Source organism: Longitalea luteola (genome assembly GCF_017356035.1).
Classification (GTDB): Bacteria; Bacteroidota; Bacteroidia; order Chitinophagales; family Chitinophagaceae; genus Niastella; species Niastella luteola.
This window is the reverse complement of sequence record NZ_JAFIQX010000009.1, coordinates 51018-72823: the sequence shown is the minus strand read 5'-3', so window position 1 is coordinate 72823 and position 21806 is coordinate 51018. Positions and strand designations below refer to the sequence as shown.

16 protein-coding genes are annotated in these 21806 nt (G+C 45.9%); 13 read left to right on the top strand and 3 right to left on the bottom strand.

Translation table 11 applies throughout. The features are described 5' to 3' along the window. Window positions 1-125: 125 nt before the first annotated feature. Window positions 126-2219, bottom strand: a complete 2094-nt coding sequence (gene recG, locus JUB15_RS20225) for an ATP-dependent DNA helicase RecG (RefSeq protein ID WP_369411572.1) — start codon at window positions 2217-2219, stop codon at window positions 126-128. Window positions 2220-2768: 549 nt separating this feature from the next. Here recG and JUB15_RS20220 point away from each other — a divergent pair. Together JUB15_RS20220 and JUB15_RS20215 are read left to right on the top strand one after the other, a co-directional pair. Next, a complete protein-coding gene (locus JUB15_RS20220) occupies window positions 2769-3404 on the top strand; it encodes a DUF4136 domain-containing protein (protein WP_207514465.1) in 636 nt (211 codons plus the stop codon). Window positions 3405-3439: 35 nt separating this feature from the next. Then, on the top strand, window positions 3440-4075 hold the full coding sequence (locus tag JUB15_RS20215) for an outer membrane beta-barrel protein (RefSeq protein ID WP_207514464.1): 636 nt from the start codon (window positions 3440-3442) through the stop codon (window positions 4073-4075). Between the two features lie 266 nt (window positions 4076-4341). Here the strand turns inward: JUB15_RS20215 and JUB15_RS20210 are convergent, their stop codons facing one another. Next, the gene (locus JUB15_RS20210; RefSeq protein ID WP_207514463.1) at window positions 4342-4893 is read right to left on the bottom strand and encodes a YqgE/AlgH family protein; all 552 of its coding nucleotides are present in this window, start codon (window positions 4891-4893) and stop codon (window positions 4342-4344) included. A gap of 280 nt (window positions 4894-5173) precedes the next feature. Between JUB15_RS20210 and JUB15_RS20205 the strand changes: the two genes are divergently transcribed. After that, the gene (locus tag JUB15_RS20205; RefSeq protein ID WP_242696441.1) at window positions 5174-6565 is read left to right on the top strand and encodes a sensor histidine kinase; all 1392 of its coding nucleotides are present in this window, start codon (window positions 5174-5176) and stop codon (window positions 6563-6565) included. Here the strand turns inward: JUB15_RS20205 and JUB15_RS20200 are convergent. Continuing rightward, window positions 6528-7757, bottom strand: coding sequence for an S-adenosylmethionine:tRNA ribosyltransferase-isomerase (locus tag JUB15_RS20200; protein ID WP_207514461.1), 1230 nt, complete (start codon window positions 7755-7757; stop codon window positions 6528-6530). The two genes, JUB15_RS20205 and JUB15_RS20200, sit on opposite strands and share 38 nt — an antisense overlap. 1139 nt (window positions 7758-8896) lie before the next feature. Here JUB15_RS20200 and mraZ point away from each other — a divergent pair. The 10 genes from mraZ (at window position 8897) to murC (ending at window position 21797) form a co-directional block, all read left to right on the top strand. Further along, window positions 8897-9361 (top strand): division/cell wall cluster transcriptional repressor MraZ, encoded by a 465-nt coding sequence (gene mraZ / locus JUB15_RS20195; protein WP_207514460.1) that lies wholly within the window; start codon window positions 8897-8899, stop codon window positions 9359-9361. A gap of 13 nt (window positions 9362-9374) precedes the next feature. After that, the gene (gene rsmH, locus JUB15_RS20190; RefSeq protein ID WP_207514459.1) at window positions 9375-10301 is read left to right on the top strand and encodes a 16S rRNA (cytosine(1402)-N(4))-methyltransferase RsmH; all 927 of its coding nucleotides are present in this window, start codon (window positions 9375-9377) and stop codon (window positions 10299-10301) included. Between the two features lie 310 nt (window positions 10302-10611). Next, window positions 10612-10947, top strand: coding sequence for an FtsL-like putative cell division protein (locus JUB15_RS20185; RefSeq protein ID WP_207514458.1), 336 nt, complete (start codon window positions 10612-10614; stop codon window positions 10945-10947). Between the two features lie 147 nt (window positions 10948-11094). After that, window positions 11095-13224: a PASTA domain-containing penicillin-binding protein gene (locus JUB15_RS20180; protein ID WP_207514457.1), complete on the top strand. Its 2130-nt coding sequence runs from the start codon at window positions 11095-11097 to the stop codon at window positions 13222-13224. 11 nt (window positions 13225-13235) lie between these two features. Next, window positions 13236-14699: a UDP-N-acetylmuramoyl-L-alanyl-D-glutamate--2,6-diaminopimelate ligase gene (locus tag JUB15_RS20175; RefSeq protein ID WP_207514456.1), complete on the top strand. Its 1464-nt coding sequence runs from the start codon at window positions 13236-13238 to the stop codon at window positions 14697-14699. Between the two features lie 32 nt (window positions 14700-14731). After that, complete coding sequence (gene mraY / locus JUB15_RS20170; protein ID WP_207514455.1) at window positions 14732-16012, top strand: phospho-N-acetylmuramoyl-pentapeptide-transferase; 1281 nt, start codon at window positions 14732-14734, stop codon at window positions 16010-16012. Between the two features lie 218 nt (window positions 16013-16230). Continuing rightward, window positions 16231-17571: a UDP-N-acetylmuramoyl-L-alanine--D-glutamate ligase gene (gene murD / locus JUB15_RS20165; protein WP_207514454.1), complete on the top strand. Its 1341-nt coding sequence runs from the start codon at window positions 16231-16233 to the stop codon at window positions 17569-17571. A gap of 41 nt (window positions 17572-17612) precedes the next feature. Continuing rightward, window positions 17613-19031: an FtsW/RodA/SpoVE family cell cycle protein gene (locus JUB15_RS20160; protein ID WP_207514453.1), complete on the top strand. Its 1419-nt coding sequence runs from the start codon at window positions 17613-17615 to the stop codon at window positions 19029-19031. A 52-nt stretch (window positions 19032-19083) separates the two neighbouring features. Further along, window positions 19084-20229, top strand: a complete 1146-nt coding sequence (gene murG / locus JUB15_RS20155; RefSeq protein WP_207514452.1) for an undecaprenyldiphospho-muramoylpentapeptide beta-N-acetylglucosaminyltransferase — start codon at window positions 19084-19086, stop codon at window positions 20227-20229. 179 nt (window positions 20230-20408) lie between these two features. Next, window positions 20409-21797 (top strand): UDP-N-acetylmuramate--L-alanine ligase, encoded by a 1389-nt coding sequence (gene murC / locus JUB15_RS20150; RefSeq protein ID WP_207514451.1) that lies wholly within the window; start codon window positions 20409-20411, stop codon window positions 21795-21797. The last annotated feature ends 9 nt before the right edge of the window (window positions 21798-21806 follow it).

Here is a 21806-nt window from a genome sequence, read left to right as displayed (position 1 = left end):
CTGGTTAACGCCCCTTAATTAAGCAGTTCATCGTTTACAATTTACGGGTAAGCGCTTAATTGCAAACAAAATCTATAAGCAGAAGTAGTTTATGGTGTTATAAGACCGCCAGTGTCACAATATACCTACGATATCTTGCTCCAGGCAGTTTTTCCCTGAAGCGACTGCAGGTAACTTTTAAGCTGCAAATTTGCTGCCGAGCTCAGGTCGGGATCGGTATCCAGCAATCGTTCAGCCATTTCCCGGGCGATCTCGAGCCATTGCTTATCCTGAACGATACTGGCCAGTTTAAAATTCAGGGCGCCGCTTTGACGCGTGCCTTCAATATCGCCGGGACCACGCAGTTCAAGATCTTTCTCTGCTATTTTGAAACCGTCGTTCGTGGCACACATGATCTTTAACCGTTCCCGGGCTTCATTGTTCAGTTTTGAGCCAGATAATAATATACAGAAGCTTTTTTCACTTCCGCGGCCAACGCGGCCCCGTAGCTGATGCAATTGGGAAAGGCCAAATTTTTCGGCGCTTTCAATGACCATAACACTGGCGTTCGGAACGTCGACCCCTACCTCAATAACTGTGGTACCAACCATGATCTGAGTGTCGCCGGTCTTAAATCGTTGCATATTGGTATCACGCACTTCGTTTGTTTGGCGGCCGTGCACCATGCTGATCCAGTATTTTGGTTCGGGGAAATACGCCTGCACGTTTTCGTAGCCCTTCATCAGGTTTTCGTAGTCCAGCTTTTCTGATTCTTCAATGAGCGGAAAAACTATATATGCCTGTCGTCCTTTCGTAATTTCTGCCTTGATAAAATCCATCACCTGGCTGCGAACCGTCTCATAACGATGTACGGTTAAAATAGGTTTGCGGTTGGGTGGCAGCTCGTCTATTATGCTGGTGTCCAAATCACCATAGGCCGTCATGGCCAGGGTACGCGGAATGGGCGTGGCCGTCATCACCAGTACATGTGGTGGAATGGCCGCTTTGTTCCATAACCGGGCCCGTTGTGCTACCCCGAACCGGTGCTGTTCATCTACGATGGCCAGCCCCAGGTTTTTGAATTTTACAGAATCTTCCAGCAGGGCATGGGTGCCTACTACAAAATGTATAATCCCTTCTTCCAGTTGCTGTAAGATCTCTTTTCGCTCCCGCGTTTTGGTTGAACCGGTGAGCAGCCGCACGTTTACCGGCAAATCTTTCAACAAGCGGGCGATGTTACTATAGTGCTGCTGGGTGAGGATCTCGGTGGGCGCCATCAGGCAACCCTGGTAGCCGTTATCAATGGCCAGCAGTAATATCAACAGGGCCACAATCGTTTTACCACTGCCCACATCGCCCTGCAGCAGCCGGTTCATCTGTTTGCCGCTGCCGGTATCGCGTCTTATTTCTTTAATAACTCTTTTCTGTGCGTTGGTTAACTCAAACGGCAGGTGGTGCTCATAAAAGCGGTTGAAGATCTCGCCCACCTGGCTGAACACAACCCCTCTTGAATAGCGGTGCCGTTGCTGCCGCAACAGGCCCATCCGGATCTGTGCAATGAAAAACTCTTCAAATTTCAACCGGTCCAGCGCCTGCTGCCACGTTTCAAAGTCGGGCGGAAAGTGAATGTTCACAAAAGCTTTGAAGCGGGGCATCAGTTTAAGGGATGTGAGCACTGATTCCGGTAATATTTCAGGAATATTGGTTTCCTGTAACAATTTAATCAAAGTTTCTGTAAAATGCCCCAGCTGCCGGCCTCCCATACCCCGGGATTTTAATTTTTCGGTGCTGGGGTAAACAGGCTCAAGCGTGCTTTTGCCTTCTTTCTTTTCCCGGCTAAAGATCTCCATTTCAGGGTGAGTGATCTGGGGCTGGCCCTGAAAAAAGCTCACCTTGCCATATACCAGGTACACCTGGCCGATGCTTAAGTTTTTTTGTATATAGTTAATGCCCTGGAACCAAACGAGTTCAAGCGAGCCTGTGGCATCTTTTATTTCGGCCACCAGGCGTTTTGCTCTTTTTTCTCCTATGATGCCGAAGCTTTTCAGCACACCGGCAATTTGAATGAAATCGGTTTGCGGTGTGATCTCGCGCACCAGGTTCACTTTGGTTTTATCTATGTGGCGGTAGGGAACAAGTTCGAGCAAGTCTTTAAAGGTGTAAATGTTCAGCTCTTTTTTGAGCAGGTCGGCCCGTTGCGGCCCTACACCCTTCAGGTATTCAATGGGATTGGCTAATATGTCTACAGTTCTGTTTATGCAGCAAAAATACAGGTTTCAGGTTACAGGATATATGGTTACCGGTTTCCGGTTACCAGTTACCGGGTATCAGGATTAAAGTTTCAGGTTTCAGGTAACAGGGTTTCCGGCTGCCGATTGCCAGTTTGCTGTTGCAGTAACGGATGTTGCAGGTTAAATATGCCAGGTTGAATGAGTTTGTATTTTGTATTTCCCTGAAACTTGCAACCTGTAACCTGTAACGGTTACATGATCTTTTCCATATTCACCGCCTTGAGCTTTAGCCTTGAGCGTTGAGCCTTAAGCTTTGAGCCTTCAGCCTTTAGCCTTGAGCCTTGAGCCTTGAGCCTTCAGCTTTCCGCCTTTTCACATTTCTTTAGGCAACCACCATTAAACGGTAGACCATCTCTCATGTCGATAACACGCATGTAATCAATTGTCGTATTCGATATTTTCAACACATGTTAGTGTGCTGTTAAGGAATAGAAATTGCAAACATTAAGGCATTGGCTTTGTTTGAAATTTCAATATCAACATGTAAAATCAGTAGTTATGAAGAATATAGTATATGTGCTATTGGCAGGAGGGTTGCTGGCATTTACCAGTTGCAGAAAAGACCCCGTTAAGAATCTCGAAGGTGATGAAGGGCAGATCTATATCACCAAACATTCCGACTCTGTTGACTTTGGCTCCTTTCGAACGTTCAGTATTGCCGATTCGGTAGCCATTATCAGTAACAACAAGCTTGAGGGTAAAACGCGCACCGACGTGGCTGTCGCGTACATCAATGCCGTGAGGGATCAGTTGGTGCAACGTGGTTATACGCAGGTGGCTAAAGACCAGGATCCTGACCTTGGTATCAATATCAGTGCAGTATATAATACGTCAACCGGTGTGTTTGATTACGGCGCCTACTGGGATCCTTTTTACGGTTCTTACTGGGATCCCTATTACTGGGGCTATGGTGGATATGGGTACTATTTCCCATCGTATTATTATGGCACCTACTCTATTACGGAGGGGGCTATGTCGATCGACATCTTTAACTTAAGAGATGCCAAACAGACCAACACCATCAGGAACATCTGGAACGGCCTGATCAGGGGTTCGGGCGTTTTTGGCGTTTCGGCCGCCAATAATGGCGTGAAGGCGCTTTTTGACCAGAGTGCATATTTCAGGGCATCTTAAGGCAATTCTCTTTACGAACACAAAAAATCACAGATATGAAAATGCAGTTCAGGACGGCTATGCTATTTGTAAGCAGTCTGTTGTTTTTGGTAGTTATTCCATTCGCCGGGAAGGCGCAGGAAAGGGTATTACAACTCGATATAAATTACAGCATAGGTGTGCCGGGCAGTTCTTTTAAAACAGGGGCTGTTGAAAAGACCTCGACCCGTGGCTGGACAGCCAACCTCATGTACAATGTTACGAACAACGTATCGGTAGGGGTTGGCGTGGGATTCCAGGATTTTTATCAGAAGTATCCCCGTGCCGTATATAAATTAGAAGAAGGCGGAGAAGTATCGGCAGTAATGACGAATTCTATTCAAACCATACCATTGCTGGCACAGGTGCAATACCGCTTTTTACCGGGTAAGACCATTCAACCCTATGTTGGGTTAGGCCTGGGTGGTAATATGGTCGTATTTGACCAGTACCTCGGTGAGTTTGAAAATTCGAAATCAGATTTCAAGTTTGCTGCCCGGCCCGAGGTTGGGTTATTTATACCGTTCAGGCCACAAGGCCCCGCAGGCATCCATCTTTTCGGCGCGTATAATTACATGCCTTACAAAGAAATGGGTGTTGACGACCTCAGTAACTGGGGTGCAGGTTTAGGGGTGAAGTTTCCGTTGCGGTAAATATTGGTTACCGGCTACCGGATACCCGTTACCAGGAAACGGTTTCAGCGCTTGATCCGGGTTCCATGTTCCAAGTTCCAGGTACTTTGCTTACAGCTTTACCTGCAGCTTGGAACTCTTAATTTACCGGATGCATGTAACAGATTAACAGAAACGGATTTTCTTTTGTGTTGCGGCGGTTGATCTCTTCGATCGCAAGCTATAAAAGTTACAGTGACTTAGAATAAAAGGCCCGGAAACCGGCGACTGGTAACCGGGAACCTGACTTAGTTAAGTTGGGGATCAACCGGGAAATTGGCCATCATTTCATAATCGCCGCCGAGGTGTTTCAGCGATTCTTTCCAGATCTCGTCGGCTTTGCGGTGAAAGACCAGCTTGCGGGTAGCATGGGCAGTAAGCCAGGACTTTTCTTTTAACTCATCATTCAGCTGGCCGCTGCCCCAGCCTGAGTAACCTATAAAAAACCTTATCTTGGTAGTATCAATAGAACCCGCCTTGATGAGCGTAATGGCCGTTTCAAAATCGCCGCCCCAGTAAATGCCATCCAGCACTTCATAGCTGCCGGGGATCAGATCGGGATATTGATGCAGGAAATGAATGGTATCCATTTGCACGGGGCCGCCATAAAAAACGGGGAGTTTTAATTCATCCAGGTCGTTCATCAGCTCGTTGAGGGTGTGGCCGAAAACCCTGTTTATTACAAAGCCAAAGCTGCCTTCCTCCTGGTGATCACATAAGAAAACCACCGTTCTGCTGAAATTCGGGTCCTTTAAAAAAGGTTCGGCGATGAGTAATATTCCTGGTCCTGGATTTACCATATTCTAATATAGCACTTAAAACGACTAACCAAAATGATTGTTCAAAAAAATTAGCGATTCAATAAAACTTTTCTAAGTTAGCAGTGCGCTAACTTGGTAAAACTAAGTTAAACCATAGGCTACTAATTTCGTGCCCTGGTTAACACTAAAATCGTTTATTAAATTTGCCGGTTAAAATTATCTGCTATGGGAGTGGCAATTTCCCATAAACTGGAAGGAGAAAGTTGAAAAGGATAACCGGTAGATAATGACAACTTCGGCGATATTAAAACCATATAATTTGCAGTTAAGGAAGATTTTTCCTGTAATTATCGTGCTCATCAGCTTATCGCTGATAGGCACCATTTACGTTCAGTACAGCTGGTTGCGTACTATGCTGGTTGACAAACACGAAGAGTTTAAGTACAAACTGATCCGGGGTATTAATGATGTGGGAATGGTGCTGATGGAACAGAAGGGTTCCCTGCCTTCCCTTAAAAATTACCGTACCCGGCCTGATTTCAGCTGGCCTTCAGAGCAATTTAAAATGGAATTGATGAAGCCGCCAACGATTGCCCAGAAATTTACTGAGCAGGAAGTTGCTGAAAAGTTACACAAAGCCTTTGCTGCGCAAGGGTTAAAAGATATAAAGTTCGAGTTTGCCATTACCTCGAATGTTAACCTGCTTTCTTACGAGATAAAATCGCGGGCCTTTTTGAACCAGGTAGAAGATACCGCCAGCGACCGCAACCTGGTGTTGTATTATCTGTTTCAACCGCCGAGTGGCAGTGACCTCGAGAACCTGGTGCCCGAAGAAACGATGACAGTGGTAGTGCCCAATGTGAAAAAGATCGTATTGAGTGAAATGCGCTGGATGATCGTTGGCGCTATATTCTTCACCCTTATGATCATTACCGCTTTTTACATTACCGTAAATGCCTTGCTGCGCCAGAAAAAACTGAGTGAAATAAAGAATGACTTCATTAATAATATGACGCATGAGTTCAAAACACCGCTGGCCACCATATCACTGGCGGTCGATGCCCTGCGCAATGAAAAAGTTGCCCAGGACCGGGAGAAAATGAACTACTTCAGCAGTATTATTAAGGAAGAGAACAAGCGCATGAACAAACATGTGGAGACCATTTTGCAGGCAGCGGTTATGGACCGCCAGGAAATAACGCTGAACAGGGTGCCGTTGCATGTGCATTCGCTTATTCATGAGATCATGGATAACTACAAACTTCAACTGGAAGAAAAGGGCGCCCGGGCCGAATTAAGCCTGGATGCACGATTCGATTATATTGAAGCCGATGCGGTGCATTTCCGTAACCTGATCTCGAACCTCGTTGATAATGCGGTGAAATATTCCAAAGAGAACCTGTTGATTAAAATCGCCACCTATAATACCAACAAGTTTATAGGCATACGGATAGAGGATAATGGTATTGGGATGAGCAAGGAAACCGTAAGGCGCATCTTCGAAAAATTCTATCGCGCCCATACGGGTAATATCCATAATGTAAAAGGTTTCGGACTGGGATTAAGCTATGTTAAGACCGTGGTTGATGCCCATGATGGCAAGATCAAGGTAGATAGCGTGTTGGGCAAAGGATCGGCCTTTACCATCGAGATCCCTTTATCGAGAGAAAAAACTAGCGCCGAAACAGTAAACAACCATCACCATAACTAAGAAAACGGAAATTATTTTCCAGCGCATACGTATATATTTTGCGCCAGTCGCTCCCAATAAAAGCCGCTACCAGTAGCAGCAGCGTTGATTGCGGCTGGTGGAAATTCGTTACCAGCGCCTGGGGAATTTGAAAAGAATATCCCGGAGCGATGAGTAAGGATGTTTTGGTAATGAGTCGTTCCAACTTTCTCGATTGCATGTATTGCAACAGGCTTTCCAGCGCCGTTTTCGCCGGAACCGGCGTTCCATTCAAATCATAAGGGTCCCATTGATGAACGACCAGTTCATCCACAGCCAGGTTCGGCTGATGGGTTGCTTTTACCCCCAGCCAATAGAGGCTTTCCACTGTGCGCAAAGAGGTGGTTCCCACCACGGTGATCTGTTTGTCGAGGTAGTGCAGGATGCGTTCAATGGTGTTGATAGAAACGTCAATGAACTCGGCATGCATGGGATGCCCACTCATGGTGTCGCTTTTCACCGGTTTAAAAGTGCCGGCGCCAACGTGCAGGGTAACATATTCGCGGTGGATCTGTTTACTGTTCAACTCCTTAAAAACGGCATCAGTAAAATGCAAACCGGCCGTGGGGGCCGCTACAGACCCTTCGGTATTGGCATAAATGGTTTGATACCGGTCATTATCGGCTTGTTCAACAGTGCGTTTAATGTAGGGGGGCAGCGGAATGTTGCCTGCAACCTGCAAAACCTCAGCAAAGGTGAGCGATGCAGGTGTCCACGACAGTTCAATTGCAAAGCTGTCATTTTCCTTTCCGATATAACGGGCCTGCAGTAACAGTTCCTGTCCGTTCAAAAGCATTTTTTTCTCCAGGATCTGACCCGGTTTCCATTTGCTGGCACCGCCGATAAGGCAGATCCACGTAACATGGCCGGTTTGGGTCATGGCGGTGGTCATGTCGGGGTATTGGGGCGGCGGTTCCAGGCAAAAGATCTCTACGACTGCGCCGGTTGGTTTTTGGAAGAGCAGGCGGGCGGCCACCACTTTGGTATTATTGAAAATGAGTAAAGAACCTGGGGACAGCTGTTTACCAATATCGCGGTAAACAGATTCTGACAGGGCTCCATTGTTATAAACAAGCAGTCGGGAGCTGTCTCTTTCGGGGAGCGGATACCGGGCAATTTTTTCTTCCGGCAGCTCATAGGTAAAGTCGTGAACTGATAAGTCTTTTGGATGCATCGGGTAGGCGGCTAACTGCCGCTGTTTTGATGAGTAGCAAAGATAATCAATTGACAATTGGCAATAGGCATATCGCAAGTACCCTGGTATTATACCTAACTATTACTTTCAAACCCTGCGTTTATCAGTTGGCAGTTTGCACTTGGCAAGTATCCTGGTATTTTGCCTGACCATTACTTTCAAGCCTCGGTTTAATGAACAGTCAATTGCTTATTGTCAATTGCCTTTTGTCTATTACCTGGGATGGCCGGTAAGCGGCATGTATGAACAGCCGGTAATGAAACAGCAATGGCAGCTACGTTTTTTGCTTTAATCTAGTGTGTTAGAATGACTAAAAAATCTGAAAAAAAGTAGAAACAATTAGCAAAAAGTTGATATCGATTTAGATTTTAATTTATTCAAATAAAATATTGACGCGTATTTAATTATTTCGTAACTTGGTGGCATAGGATAAGGTTTAATGGTTAATGGTATTTGATTAGTGCAGCCTCCCCTCCGGGAGGCTTTTTTATTTTGTTCCATAGAGGAACTGCCTGACCGGTTAAAGTGCGTGTCCAATCAGTGTTTTATTATGATGAATGGTTAGGGTGCTGGCTATAAATAACAAACGGCAACGTCAGCAAGGCGTTGCCGAATTTTTTTATCTATTCCAACCGGGTTGAAATTATCCGCGACCTACGGGCAACCAGGAACCGGTACCTAAAACTTAGCACTTAAAACTTAGAACTTAAAACTTCCCTTTTTTCCCACCATCGACGTTTTACCGAATAGGTTTTGACATTTTTTACCACCGCTGAATACGCCTCATTTTCCCCTCATTCACCTCAAAATTCGGGCTTACCAGGAGATTTTTTGCCGTTTTCTGTCAATGGTCGCCGTCTTTCGAAGAAGAGAAATGACAGCAAGTAGCTTAAATCGCCTTAATTCACAGCTTATACACGGTTATGCACATTTATCCACATGCTTATGCACATGAAAATGCCCTTTTAAAGTCACTAGAATGATGGAATTAATTGTTGATCACCATTATACAAATAAAATTCCTTGTGGAAAAAATAATTTTTCACAATTCGGGTAAGAAAGTGGGAAAAAGTGTTATTTTGTGTAAGTATTAGATAGGCAGCTGCAACTCATTGTAAATGATACAATTTCTCGGAGAATACGAAGTTACCCTTGACGCAAAAGGGCGTTTTCTCCTACCGGCGGGCATTAAAAAGCAGCTACCGGAGGATGCAGGTGACCAATTTGTCATAGCTCGTGGTTTTGAAAAATGTTTGACGTTATATCCTAAAAAAAACTGGGATCCCATTTTAGCTGATCTGAGTAAAGTTAGCGAATACAAAGCCGAAAATAGGGAGTTCCTGAGATATTTCACAATGGGTGCTACGCTGAGTGAGTTGGATTCTGCCGGCCGAATGCTGATACCACCTAATTTGAAAGCCCACGCCGGGCTCGAAAAAGATATAGTACTGGTTTCTGTTATCAATAAAATTGAGATCTGGGATAAAGTTAAGTACCAACAGTTCTTTGAGTCTTTTACACCGGAAAAGTACAGCGATCTGGCAGAGCGGGTAATGGGTGGTCAAAATACTACACAGTTGTAATATTGTAAAAGTTATGAGTGAGCCTGTTTACCATGTGCCGGTTTTATTGCAGGAGGTGATCGACGGATTGAACATTCGCCCCGATGGGGTATATGTTGATTGTACCTTTGGTGGTGGCGGACATTCCCTGGAAATACTCAAACACCTAAACACCGAAGGGCGGATGGTTGTTTTTGACCAGGATGCAGATGCCCGGAAGAATGTGCCCGATGATGATCGTATCATTTTTGTTCCGCACAACTTCAGGCACCTGCAGCGGTTTTGCCGGTTGCATAAAATTACCCAGGTAGATGGCATTCTCGCCGATCTGGGCGTAAGCAGCCACCAGTTTGATACCGCCGACCGCGGATTCAGCACCCGTTTCGAAGGTGACCTGGATATGCGAATGGACCAGCGGCAGCAACTGACCGCTTTTGAAGTGGTGAACTCTTACACTGAACAGCAATTGCACAAATTGTTTGAACAGTATGGTGAAGTAACCAATTCGAAAACACTGGCCAGGACCATAGTTCAACTGCGGAAAAATGTATCGCTAAAAACCATCTCCAACTTTAAACAGGCGCTTCACTCCGTGGTGAAAGGAAACCCTCACAAGTACTTTGCCCAGGTATTTCAGGCTTTGCGTATTGAGGTGAATGATGAATTAGGCGCTTTGAAAGAAATGCTTCAGCAGGTTCCCCCCCTGTTAAAACCCGCCGGCCGTGTAGCCATTATTACTTTTCATTCTCTGGAAGACCGGATCGTAAAGAATTTCTTTCGCAAAGGAAATTTTGAAGAAGAAGCAGTAGATGTTGACCCGTTCGGGTTGCAAACCAGCCAGCCTCCACTCAAAGCTGTAACCAAAAAACCGATCGTACCTACTGAAGCAGAAATGAAGCGGAATTCCCGCGCTCGCAGTGCCAGGTTAAGAGTCGCTGAGAAAGTGGAGACGAGTGGATAGGTTGACCGGTTAACAATGTTTATAAGTACCATAAGTTATTCAGTTATTGAGTTTTTTAGTTATTGAGTTTGATGTAAGCAGTAACGAACGAAAGAAGAAGCCTGGAGAACTTGATGAAAATGTAGGATGAAATAAGGAGATGTATCTCATTATCAAATTATCGAATTATCACATTATCACATTAACAGAGTTCTTATTCTCAATATAAAGGGTATTAAAAATTGCAATGTTCTATTGAATTACGCCTCGTGAATTAAGCTTACGTAGCGGTTAGACGGATAACACCTGTCTGACCGCTATTCGATTAAAAATGAGTGAAGAAAAAGAAATAGCACGCAGGAGAAGACAACGCAAAACGTTGTTCGGGTACAGGTGGATCGTGAAGAACATTCCATTCTTTCTGTTCCTGTCGGCCCTGGCAGTTGTATACATCTACAATGGTCACTTTGCCGATAACACCGTGCGCAACATCAACAAACTGAACCGTGAGCTGAAAGAACTTCAATACGAATACAAAACACTGAAAAGTGAAGTGATGTTCCGCAGCAAACAAAGTGAGATGGCCAAAGCAGTACAGCCGCTAGGCCTGAAAGAACTGACCGTTCCCCCGGCCGTGCTGGTTGATACGGTTAAGTTGACGAAGTGATAAAGTTGACAAAGTGATAAAGTTGACAAAAATGAGAAGAAAGGGCAAGTAGCAAGTAGTAAATGGCGAGTAGGGAAAGTCTGAAAAAAAAGGCAGTTGCGAATTTAGGCTTACCAGCCACTAGCTACTAACCACTAGCTGATTCACATGGAAGTAAAAAAGGACATATTATGGCGGGTGTACCTGTGCTTTCTGGGCATAGTGGTTTTCAGTATCGTAATACTGGGCCGGGCAGTGTACATTCAGCAGGTACAGGGGGCATTCTGGCGTGAACAGGCAAAAGAGCAACAGCAGAAATTCGTGGAGATCGATGCGCAACGCGGCACCATCTATAGTGAAGATGGCCGCATGCTCAGCACCTCTACACCGTATTTCGACATATACATTGATTTTGCCGCAGACGGATTAAGACAAAAGAACGGACAACGGTTCGAGAATAACCTTGATTCACTGTCGCTTGGACTGGCGATGTTATTTCCGGAGAAAAGCAAAGCGTCCTGGCGCCGTGAATTAAAGAATGGTTATCAAAAAAAGAACCGCTACTATTTGTTGAAAAAGAACCTGACATTTCAGCAATACAAACAGTTGCGCAGTTTGCCATTGGTGCGCGAGGGAAAAAACAAAAGCGGTTTCATTGCTGAAGTAAAAGATAAACGATTGAACCCTTTTGGCTTGCTGGCGAACAGAACCATCGGGTTATCACGCGAATACATCGACAGCGGCGGCATCATGCGTAATATGAATGTGGGCCTGGAGAAAACCTATGACGAACATTTGCGCGGTGAAAGCGGTAAACGCCTGATGCGAAAGATTGCAGCCGGCGTGTTTGTTCCGGTAGATGGTTCAGAAATAGAACCGCAGAACGGAAAAGACATCATCACCACCCTCGATGTGAACATCCAGGACATTGCAGAAAATGCATTGCTCAATGTGTTAACTGCCAATGAATGTGAATATGGCACTTGTATTGTTATGGAAGTGGCGACCGGAAAAATAAAAGCCATTGCCAACCTGAGCCGCAGAGAAGATGGCAGCTATTGGGAAAATTATAATTATGCTGTGCAGGCATCTGAACCCGGTTCTACTTTTAAACTGGTTACCATGTTATCGCTGCTCGAGGATCAATTAATAACTTTGCAGCAGCACATTAACCTCGAAGGTGGAAGCTGGAATGTGAATGGCAGAACCGTATATGATACAGAAGATCATGGAACAGATGCAACTATAAAAGAAGCTTTTGAACACAGTTCGAATGTTGGCATGGCCAAGTTAACAATGACCTACTATGCCAAAAATCCGAACCGGTTCATTGATCACATTAAGAAACTGCGATTAGATCAACCAACAGGCATCGATCTGTTAGGGGAAGGAAAGCCGGTCATAAAAACACCCAAATCGAGATCATGGAGTGCGACTTCATTACCATGGATGAGTTTTGGGTACGAATTAATGGTAAGTCCTTTGCAAACATTAATGTTGTATAATGCGATTGCCAACGATGGTAAGATGATGAAACCTTACCTGGTTAATTCGGTGCAGGAAAATGGCGTAAAGATCCAGGAAAATCAACCGCAGATAGTGGAAGAAGCAGTGTGCAGTCCAAAAACATTAAAGCTCTTACGTCAATGTCTGGAAGGTGTTTGCGAACAGGGAACTGCCGCCGAGTTGTTCAGCGGCGCACCTTACAGGGCAGCCGGTAAAACCGGAACGGCGCTGATGGCAAACGGCAGCAGGGGATATCGTGATCATATTTACCAGTCATCCTTTGCCGGTTATTTTCCTGCCGAGCATCCGCAATACAGCTGTATTGTAGTGATCCGCAATAAGCCCTTCGCTCCGGTTTATTATGGCGCCAAAATAGCAGGTCCGGTGTTCAAGGAGATAGCCGATAAATTATATGCGCTGAACGCAGATCAAAGCCGGGGTTTGAAGCACATGGCCCTGAAAAAAGACAGCAGCCATTATTTATATGCCGGTTCAACAGAAGATATAAAAGAGGTGCTGGAAAAACTGAAAATAAAGTACCGCGACTCAGCAAAAGCGGATGAATGGGGGCATATGTATGCGGTAAATTATCAGCCGGTAGTGAGCCACAGGAAAATAGCTAATAATATTATGCCCGATATCAGGGGCATGGGTATAAAAGATGCATTGTTCCTGTTGGAGAATAGAAAAATGAAAGTAGTGTTCCGTGGCCGGGGAAAAGTGGTGAGTCAGAGCATAGAGCCCGGAACCTACGTAAGCAATCATCAAACGGTGACTTTAGAACTGAATTAAATTTAAATATTGTGACGCTGCAGGACATATTATACAAAGTAAGCATTCGCTCGGTACATGGCAATACCAGTATACCGGTGCGTGACCTGCAGCTCGATTCACGTAAGGTAAGTGCAGGGTCGCTATTCATTGCGGTGAAAGGCAGTGCTGTTGATGGCCACCGTTTTATTGACCAGGTGTTGGAACAGGGCGCTGTGGCTGTCGTGTGCGAAACAATGCCGGCATCGTTTAAAGATGGAGTGACTTATGTGCAGGTAGAGAACAGTGCAGCGGCAGCCGGTTATATGGCGCATAACTTTTACGGTCAGCCATCAGAAAAAGTGCAGCTGATCGGTGTAACAGGCACCAACGGTAAAACAACCATCGCTACCTTATTATTCAAGCTCTTTACATCATTGGGTTATAAATGCGGGTTACTGAGCACTGTGCAGAACCATATTGGAAATGAAATAGTGCCGGCCACGCATACCACTCCTGATGCCATCAGCCTGAACGCCCTGCTGCAACAGATGGTAAACAGCGGCTGTACCCATGTATTCATGGAAACCAGCTCGCATGCCATCCACCAGCATCGCATAACCGGGTTGAAGTATGCAGGCGGACTGTTCAGCAATATCACCCACGATCACCTGGATTATCACAAAACATTTGATGAATACATCCGGGTAAAGAAATCGTTCTTCGACACGCTGCCGCATGATGCATTTGCCATTTCGAATGCAGATGACAAACGCGGTCAGGTGATGCTGCAAAACACCCAGGCGCGCAAATACCTCTACAGTTTGCGTACCATGGCCGAGTTCAAAGGAAAGATCCTGGAGAACAGGCTCACCGGACTGGTAATGACCATCAACGACCAGGAAGTGCATTTCCGCCTTATTGGCGAATTCAATGCGTATAACCTGCTGGCTGTTTATGGCGCTGCGGTTTGTTTGGGTGAAGATAAACAGGAAGTGTTGCGGTGTTTGAGCGAGATCACCGGTGCAGAAGGCCGCTTCGATTATATGATCTCACAGAAGCAGCAGATCATCGGTATTGTTGATTATGCCCATACGCCCGATGCATTGCTGAACGTGCTGGCCACGATCAAAAAATTGCGCGAAGGCCATGAGCAGATCATTACCGTGGTAGGTTGTGGCGGCGACCGCGATAAAGCCAAACGCCCCGTGATGGGCGAAGTGGCCTGTGAGCACAGCGACAAAGTGGTTTTCACTTCCGATAATCCACGCAGCGAAGATCCATTGCAGATCCTCGCAGAAATGGAAACCGGACTCAATACAGCGGCGAAAAGAAAATATGTATCCGTGCCCGATCGAAAAGAGGCCATCAAGCTGGCGATAAGCATGGCTAAGCCAGGTGATATTGTTTTGATAGCAGGAAAGGGACATGAAAAATACCAGGAGATAAAAGGAGTTAAACATCCTTTTGACGATAAGCAGGTGATGCGTGAAATGTTTGAGCTGTATGAAAAATGAGGCAAGAGCTCGTACACCTAAAATAAACCAACATGTTGTACCATTTAATTGATTGGTTAAAAGATTTGGGGGTTAAGTTTCCGGGAAATGCACTGTTTCAGTTCATTACATCCCGGGTATTGCTGGCAGTGATCCTGTCGCTGGTAATATCTGCAGTGTTTGGAAAAAAGTTTATCAATTACCTGCGTAAAAAACAGGTAGGTGAAACAGTGCGTGACCTGGGCCTGGCCGGTGAGCAGCAGAAGAAAGGAACACCAACCATGGGTGGATTCATCATCATCCTCGCCATTCTGGTGCCAACCCTCTTACTCGCTGATCTGAGTAAAGCTTATATCCGGCTCATGCTGTTTGCTACCGTATGGCTGGGACTGATAGGGTTCATCGATGATTACCTGAAACTGCGCGCCAAAAAACTGGCGCAGCAACAAGGCATCGCTTATAAAAAAGGCGACAAAGATGGCCTGGCCGGATGGTTTAAAATATTGGGACAGGTAGTACTGGGTTTTGTGGTAGCAGCAACGCTGTTGTTTAATAATAATACAAAAGTGTGGCGGGAATTTACGGGTGCTACGGCTCCAACTGAGACCAGTAACTACCGGGAAATAAATTTCGATGGTAAGGTGAAGAAGTTTGTGGTAGCAGATGAGCCTATTACTACCATTCCGTTCGTGAAATCGCATGAGTTCAACTATTCGAAGCTGTTGCCCGAAGGGCTGCGTTCATTGACATGGATCCTGTATGTGATCATTGTGATCCTGATCGTTACCGCAGTGTCGAACGGCGCCAATATCACCGATGGTATCGATGGGCTGGCCACGGGAACCAGTGCGCTCATTGGAGCGTGTTTGGGCATCTTTGCCTATGCGAGTGGTAATCTGCGCTTCGCAGAATATCTGAACATCATGTACATTCCTAACCTGGGTGAGTTGTCGATCTTCATAGGGGCGCTCATCGGGGCCTGTGTAGGATTTCTCTGGTACAATGCCTATCCCGCACAGGTGTTTATGGGAGACACGGGAAGTTTAACGCTGGGCGGTATCATAGCGGCACTGGCCATTATTGTGAGAAAAGAATTGCTGATACCTATATTCTGTGGTGTGTTCCTCGTTGAAAATCTTAGTGTGATATTACAGGTATCCTACTTTAAATACACGAAACGGAAATATGGGGAAGGAAAAAGGATCTTCCTGATGAGCCCGCTGCACCACCACTACCAGAAGCTGGGCTATCATGAGTCGAAGATCGTAACGAGGTTCTGGATCGTAACTATTCTGTGTGTAGTGTTTGCGATCGTAACACTGAAAATAAGATAAAGTGTAACCGGTTAGCCGGACCTTAACAATATTGTAAGCGGATTACTGAAAAACCACCACTCTGAATTTCCACTTAAGGAAAACCATCATAGTAGTAGGTTGAGTGTGGTACGACAGTAAGAATCTAAACTAGAGAAGAACCCCCTTAGTCCGAATATCCGAAAGTAAAAATATAACCGATCCCGATCGTATCGGGGCGTAATGGAGTTAGTAATTACATGAGTAAGCGATTGGTAATACTGGGAGCCGGCGAAAGCGGAGTGGGCACTGCCATCCTTGGCGTGCAAAAAGGGTATGATGTATTTGTATCGGACGGTGGAGCAATTAAGGAAAAATATCAGGAAGAGCTGAACAGGCATGGCATAACATGGGAAGCAAATCAGCATACCGAAGAAAAGATACTGAACGCCGATGAAGTGATGAAAAGTCCGGGTATACCTGAAAAGAATGAGCTGGTGAAAAAGATCAGGAAAAAAGGAATACCGGTGATCAGTGAAATAGAATTTGCATACCGCTACAAAGGCAACAGTAAGATCATTGGCATTACGGGCAGTAACGGAAAAACGACAACGACGTCGTTGATGTATCACATCTGTAAAACCGCGGGACTGGATTGTGCGCTGGTTGGCAATATCGGGTATTCATTTGCCAAACAAATAGCGGAAGATCCCAGGGAATTGTATGTGGCAGAGATCAGCAGTTTTCAGTTGGATGACATTCAAACGTTCAGGCCGGATATAGCTATACTCACCAATATCTCGGAAGACCATTTGGATCGATATGATTACCGGTTCGAAAATTATATACACAGTAAGTTCAGAATAGCTGAGAACCAAACAGCGCAGGACTATTTTATTTACTGTGCCGATGATCCGGTGACCATGCAGTATTTAGAGAAATATTCCATCAAATCTAACCCATTACCATTCAGTATGAGCAAAGAATTACCCCAGGGCGGTTTTATCAGGAACGGACAAATGACTGTAACTGTAGATGATGAGAAAATGCAGATGAATGTGAGTGACTTTACTTTAAAGGGCAAACACAACCAGAATAACACGATGGCAGCAGCATTAGGAGGCGTAACGATGGGCATCCGCAAGGAGAAGATCCGCGTAGCCGTTCAAACGTTTGAATCGCTGGCACACAGAATGGAGCCGGTGGCCACTGTACGCGGCGTTGAGTTCATCAACGACAGCAAAGCTACGAATGTGAACAGCACCTGGTTTGCGCTGGAAAGCATGGAGCGCCCTACCATTTTGATCCTGGGCGGTGTAGATAAAGGAAATGATTATTCTATCCTTTCTGAGCTGGTTCGTGAAAAAGTAAAAGCGATCGTTTGCCTGGGGGTTGATAATCGCAAGATCCATGATGCCTTTAAGAACGACGTACAATTGATCGTGAATACCAATAGTGCCGATGAGGCCGTAAAAGCTGCATTTCATTTTGCCACTCCGGGCGATACGGTATTGTTAAGTCCGGCCTGCGCCAGCTTCGATCTGTTCAAGAATTACGAAGATCGTGGCGACCAGTTCAAGCAGGCAGTGCGTGAGTTGTAAGCAGTTGGCAGTCGGACTCCAAGCGTGTTAATGAAACAAGAATGACGAACGCAAACAATATAGGTTTGTTAAGCAAGACCCGTGGCGACAAGGTCATCTGGGCTATCGTAGTGGTGTTGGCGCTGGTGTCGATGCTTGCGGTATATAGTTCCACCGGGTTACTGGCATATAAGTATAACCGCGGCAACACGGAAGTGTATCTGTTTAAACAGGTGATCTTTACGGCTGCCGGCCTGGCGATCATTTATTTTTCGCACCGGGTGAATTATACGCTGTATTCACGGGTCGCCCGCATTTTGTTCATGCTGTCGATCCCGTTATTGATCTACACCCTGTTCTTTGGATTGAAATTAAATGAAGGTAGCCGGTGGATACGGTTACCTATCATCAATTTAACATTCCAGACCTCCGACCTTGCCAAGCTGGCGCTCTTCATGTTCCTGAGCCGCCTGCTGAGTAAGAAACAGGAAGTGATCAAGGATTTCAAAAAAGGGTTTATTCCCGTGATCATGCCCGTGGCTATCATTTGCATCCTGATTGCCCCGGCTAACCTGTCCACTGCATTGCTGGTAGCTGCTACCAGCATGTTATTATTATTTATAGGAAGGGCAAGCGCCAAACATTTGCTGCTGACAGTAGGCGTGGCTGCCATACCGGTAGCTATACTGGTCATGATAGCGGTTGCCTTTTATGATAAAAAAGAAGAGAAGTGCTCAGAATTGCCATTCTTTCTGCAAGCCGGCCGTATACCTACCTGGGTAAGCCGCGTGCAGAACTTCATATATGATAGCAAACAGGTTGACAAAGATGAGAACTACCAGATAAACCAGGCGAAGATCGCCATTGCCAAAGGCGGTTTGCTGGGATTGGGACCCGGTAATAGTGAAACGCGGAATTTTTTGCCGCATCCGTATTCAGATTTCATTTTTGCGATCATCATTGAAGAGTATGGGCTGGCAGGAGGCGGTTTTATCTTATTTGTATACCTGGTCTTCCTGTTCAGGAGTATCAGAATATTTAAAAAATGCCCTTATGCTTTTGGGGCATTTCTGGCGTTGGGTTTAAGCTTTACACTGGTGATCCAGGCATTGATCAATATGGCCGTAACAGTGAACCTGTTCCCGGTAACCGGGGTTACGCTGCCGTTGGTAAGTATGGGAGGAAGTTCATTCCTGTTCACCTGTCTGGCAATTGGTATCATTCTGAGCGTAGCCCGGAACGTAGAACAACTGGAAGCACCGGCAGAAGCCAAAGCACCGGCTGCAGAAGGAAAAGAGAAGAAGAAAGCAGCCGACAAGCAGGAAGAGGAAGAAGAAGAGGAAGCAGAGGCAGAAAAACCCGTAAAAGCAAAAAAAGATAAAGCAGCAAAGAAGAAAGAAGCAGTAGAAACCACTGAGGAAAAAGCAGCAAAACTAGCTGCATTAAAACCGCTGCTGAGCGAAGGGAATCGAGAGAATTAATGTAGCGGACAGTGATGAAGAAGTAATAAAAGGTGCTAAAACAAAACGCACGATGAGCGACTCGCAAAATCAAATATCAGGTTCACAGCGCCCGTCCACCGGAGGGGTTAGAGGCCGCCGGATAATCATAGCGGGTGGAGGTACGGGCGGACATATTTTCCCCGCTGTGGCCATAGCAAATGCCCTGCGGAAGTTTGAACCAACCATTGAAATATTATTCGTTGGTGCCAAGGGAAAAATGGAAATGGAAAAAGTACCGCAGGCCGGGTACAAAATAGAAGGATTGGATATCGCAGGCTTTAACAGAAGTTCTTTGATCAAAAATATCGGGCTGCCACTCAAACTCCTCAAAAGTTTCTGGCAGGTGCGAAAGATTATCGGCACATTCAAACCCGATGCAGTGATTGGCGTGGGTGGTTATTCCAGTTTCCCGGTATTGCGGTATGCGCAAACCCAGGGCATTGCCACCTTTATTCATGAAGCCAATTCCTTCGCCGGTAAGGCGAACATGATGCTGGGCAAAAATGCCACTAAGATCTTTGTCGCCAGCGATGGTATGGAAAAATTCTTTCCGGCCAACAAGATCCTGGTCACCGGTAACCCGGTTCGGCAGAGCATTGTAAACAATACGATCAGCCGCAAGGAAGGGATCGAGTTCTTTGAATTGGATCCGGCAAAGAAAACGGTCTTTGTTACCGGTGGAAGTTTAGGCGCCAAAGGCATCAACGAAGCGATCGATGCCGGCATTGACCAGTTCACCAGGAATAACGTGCAGCTCATCTGGCAAACCGGTAAGCTGTATGCAGAAAAAGCCAGTGCGCGGGCGGTGGAGAACAGGAACATCTGGGCCAACAGTTTCATTATGCAGATGGAATATGCTTATGCTGCAGCAGATGTGGTGGTATCGAGGGCCGGCGCCATGTCGGTAGCAGAATTATGTGTGGCCAGAAAGCCGGTGGTATTTGTGCCATTCCCTTTTGCGGCAGAAGATCACCAGACCGCCAATGCGCAGAACCTGGTGAACAAACAAGCCGGTTTAATGATCAAAGACAGTGAGGCAAAAGAGAAATTGGTTCCAACAGTGATAGCCCTGGCAAGGGACGAACAGCAGCAGGATATGTTGAGGGAAAATATTGGGAAGCTGGCGATAACCGATGCAGATAATATTGTAGCTAAGGAGATACTTAGGTTGATATAATTGACGAGTTGACCAGTTGACGAGTTGACCAGTTGACGAGATGACAAGTTAACAAGTTGATAAGGTTGATATCGGTGATATAGGTAAGAGCAGTACGAGGCATGAGGTAAGAGAATTGAAGCGAGCCTGGGAATTGGAACCCATTCACCATTATCCATTGACCATTCACCATTCAAACAATGACTGACATAAAAGACATAAAGAAAGTTTATTTCATAGGTATTGGCGGGATCGGGATGAGTGCTTTAGCCCGGTATTTCAGGTTCCATGGAAAAGAGGTAAGTGGATACGATAAGACCGAAACACCCCTCACTAAACAATTGGTCAATGAAGGGATTCCGGTACACTATGATGATAACCTGGAGCTGGCGCCTAAAGATGCCGAACTGATCGTGTATACGCCGGCGGTGCCGAAAGGACATAGCGAATTAACGTATTACCAGCAGCATGACTACCCGTTGATGAAACGCAGTGAAGTGCTGGGCGCTATAACAAGAAGTTCTTTTAATATCTGTGTGGCCGGAACGCATGGCAAAACGACCATTACTACCATGGTAGCGCATATCCTGCGGCATAGCGAATATGGCTGCAATGCCTTCCTCGGTGGTATTGCCGTGAACTATAACAGCAATTACTGGAGTCATGAACGCGATACCTGTGTGGTGGAAGCTGATGAATACGATCGCAGTTTTTTGCGGTTAAGTCCCGATGTGGCTGTGATCAGTGCGATGGACCCTGATCACCTGGACATTTACGGTACCACCGCTGCCATGGAAGAAGCGTTCATTGAGTTTGCCGGGAAAATAAAACCGGGCGGTTTGCTGATCAGCAAATATGGTTTACCAAGAGGTAAAGACCTTAAAGCGCCGAACCATTTTACGTATCATTTGCAAAATACCCAGGCTGATATTTATGCCTGTAATATTCAAATGCAGCATGGTACTTATGTATTCGATGTGCAGGTGAAAGATGGGCGGTTAACCAATGTAGTGCTGAATATGGGCGGGTTACATAATATAGAGAACGTAATAGCAGCAATTGCTATTGCCCACCGCCTGGGAATAAGCGATGAGAAGATCAAAGCAGCCGTGGAGGCTTTCCGTGGGGTCAGGCGCCGGTTTGAATATGTGATCAAGGACAGGGCATTGACCTTTGTGGATGATTACGCGCATCATCCTGAAGAGTTACGGGCGTTGATTACCGGTGCGAAAGGCTTGTTTGGGAACATGAAGTGCACGGTGATCTTTCAACCGCACCTGTTCACCCGCACAAGAGACCTGGCCACCGAGTTTGCCGGGGTGCTTGACATGGCCGATGAAGTAGTGTTGTTGCCCATTTATCCGGCAAGGGAATTACCCATAGAAGGCGTCACAAGCTATACGATACTGGATAAAATGAAAAATGCGCATAAGCAGGTGTTGAGCAAGGAGCAATTATTGCAGTGGGTGAAAGGCAAAGCGGCCAGCGCATCAACAAAAGAAGATAAAGGTTGGTTATTGATCACAGCCGGCGCCGGGGATATAGATACGCTCGTGCTGCCGGTCAAACAGATCATTGAAACGAAATAAGCAGGTTTG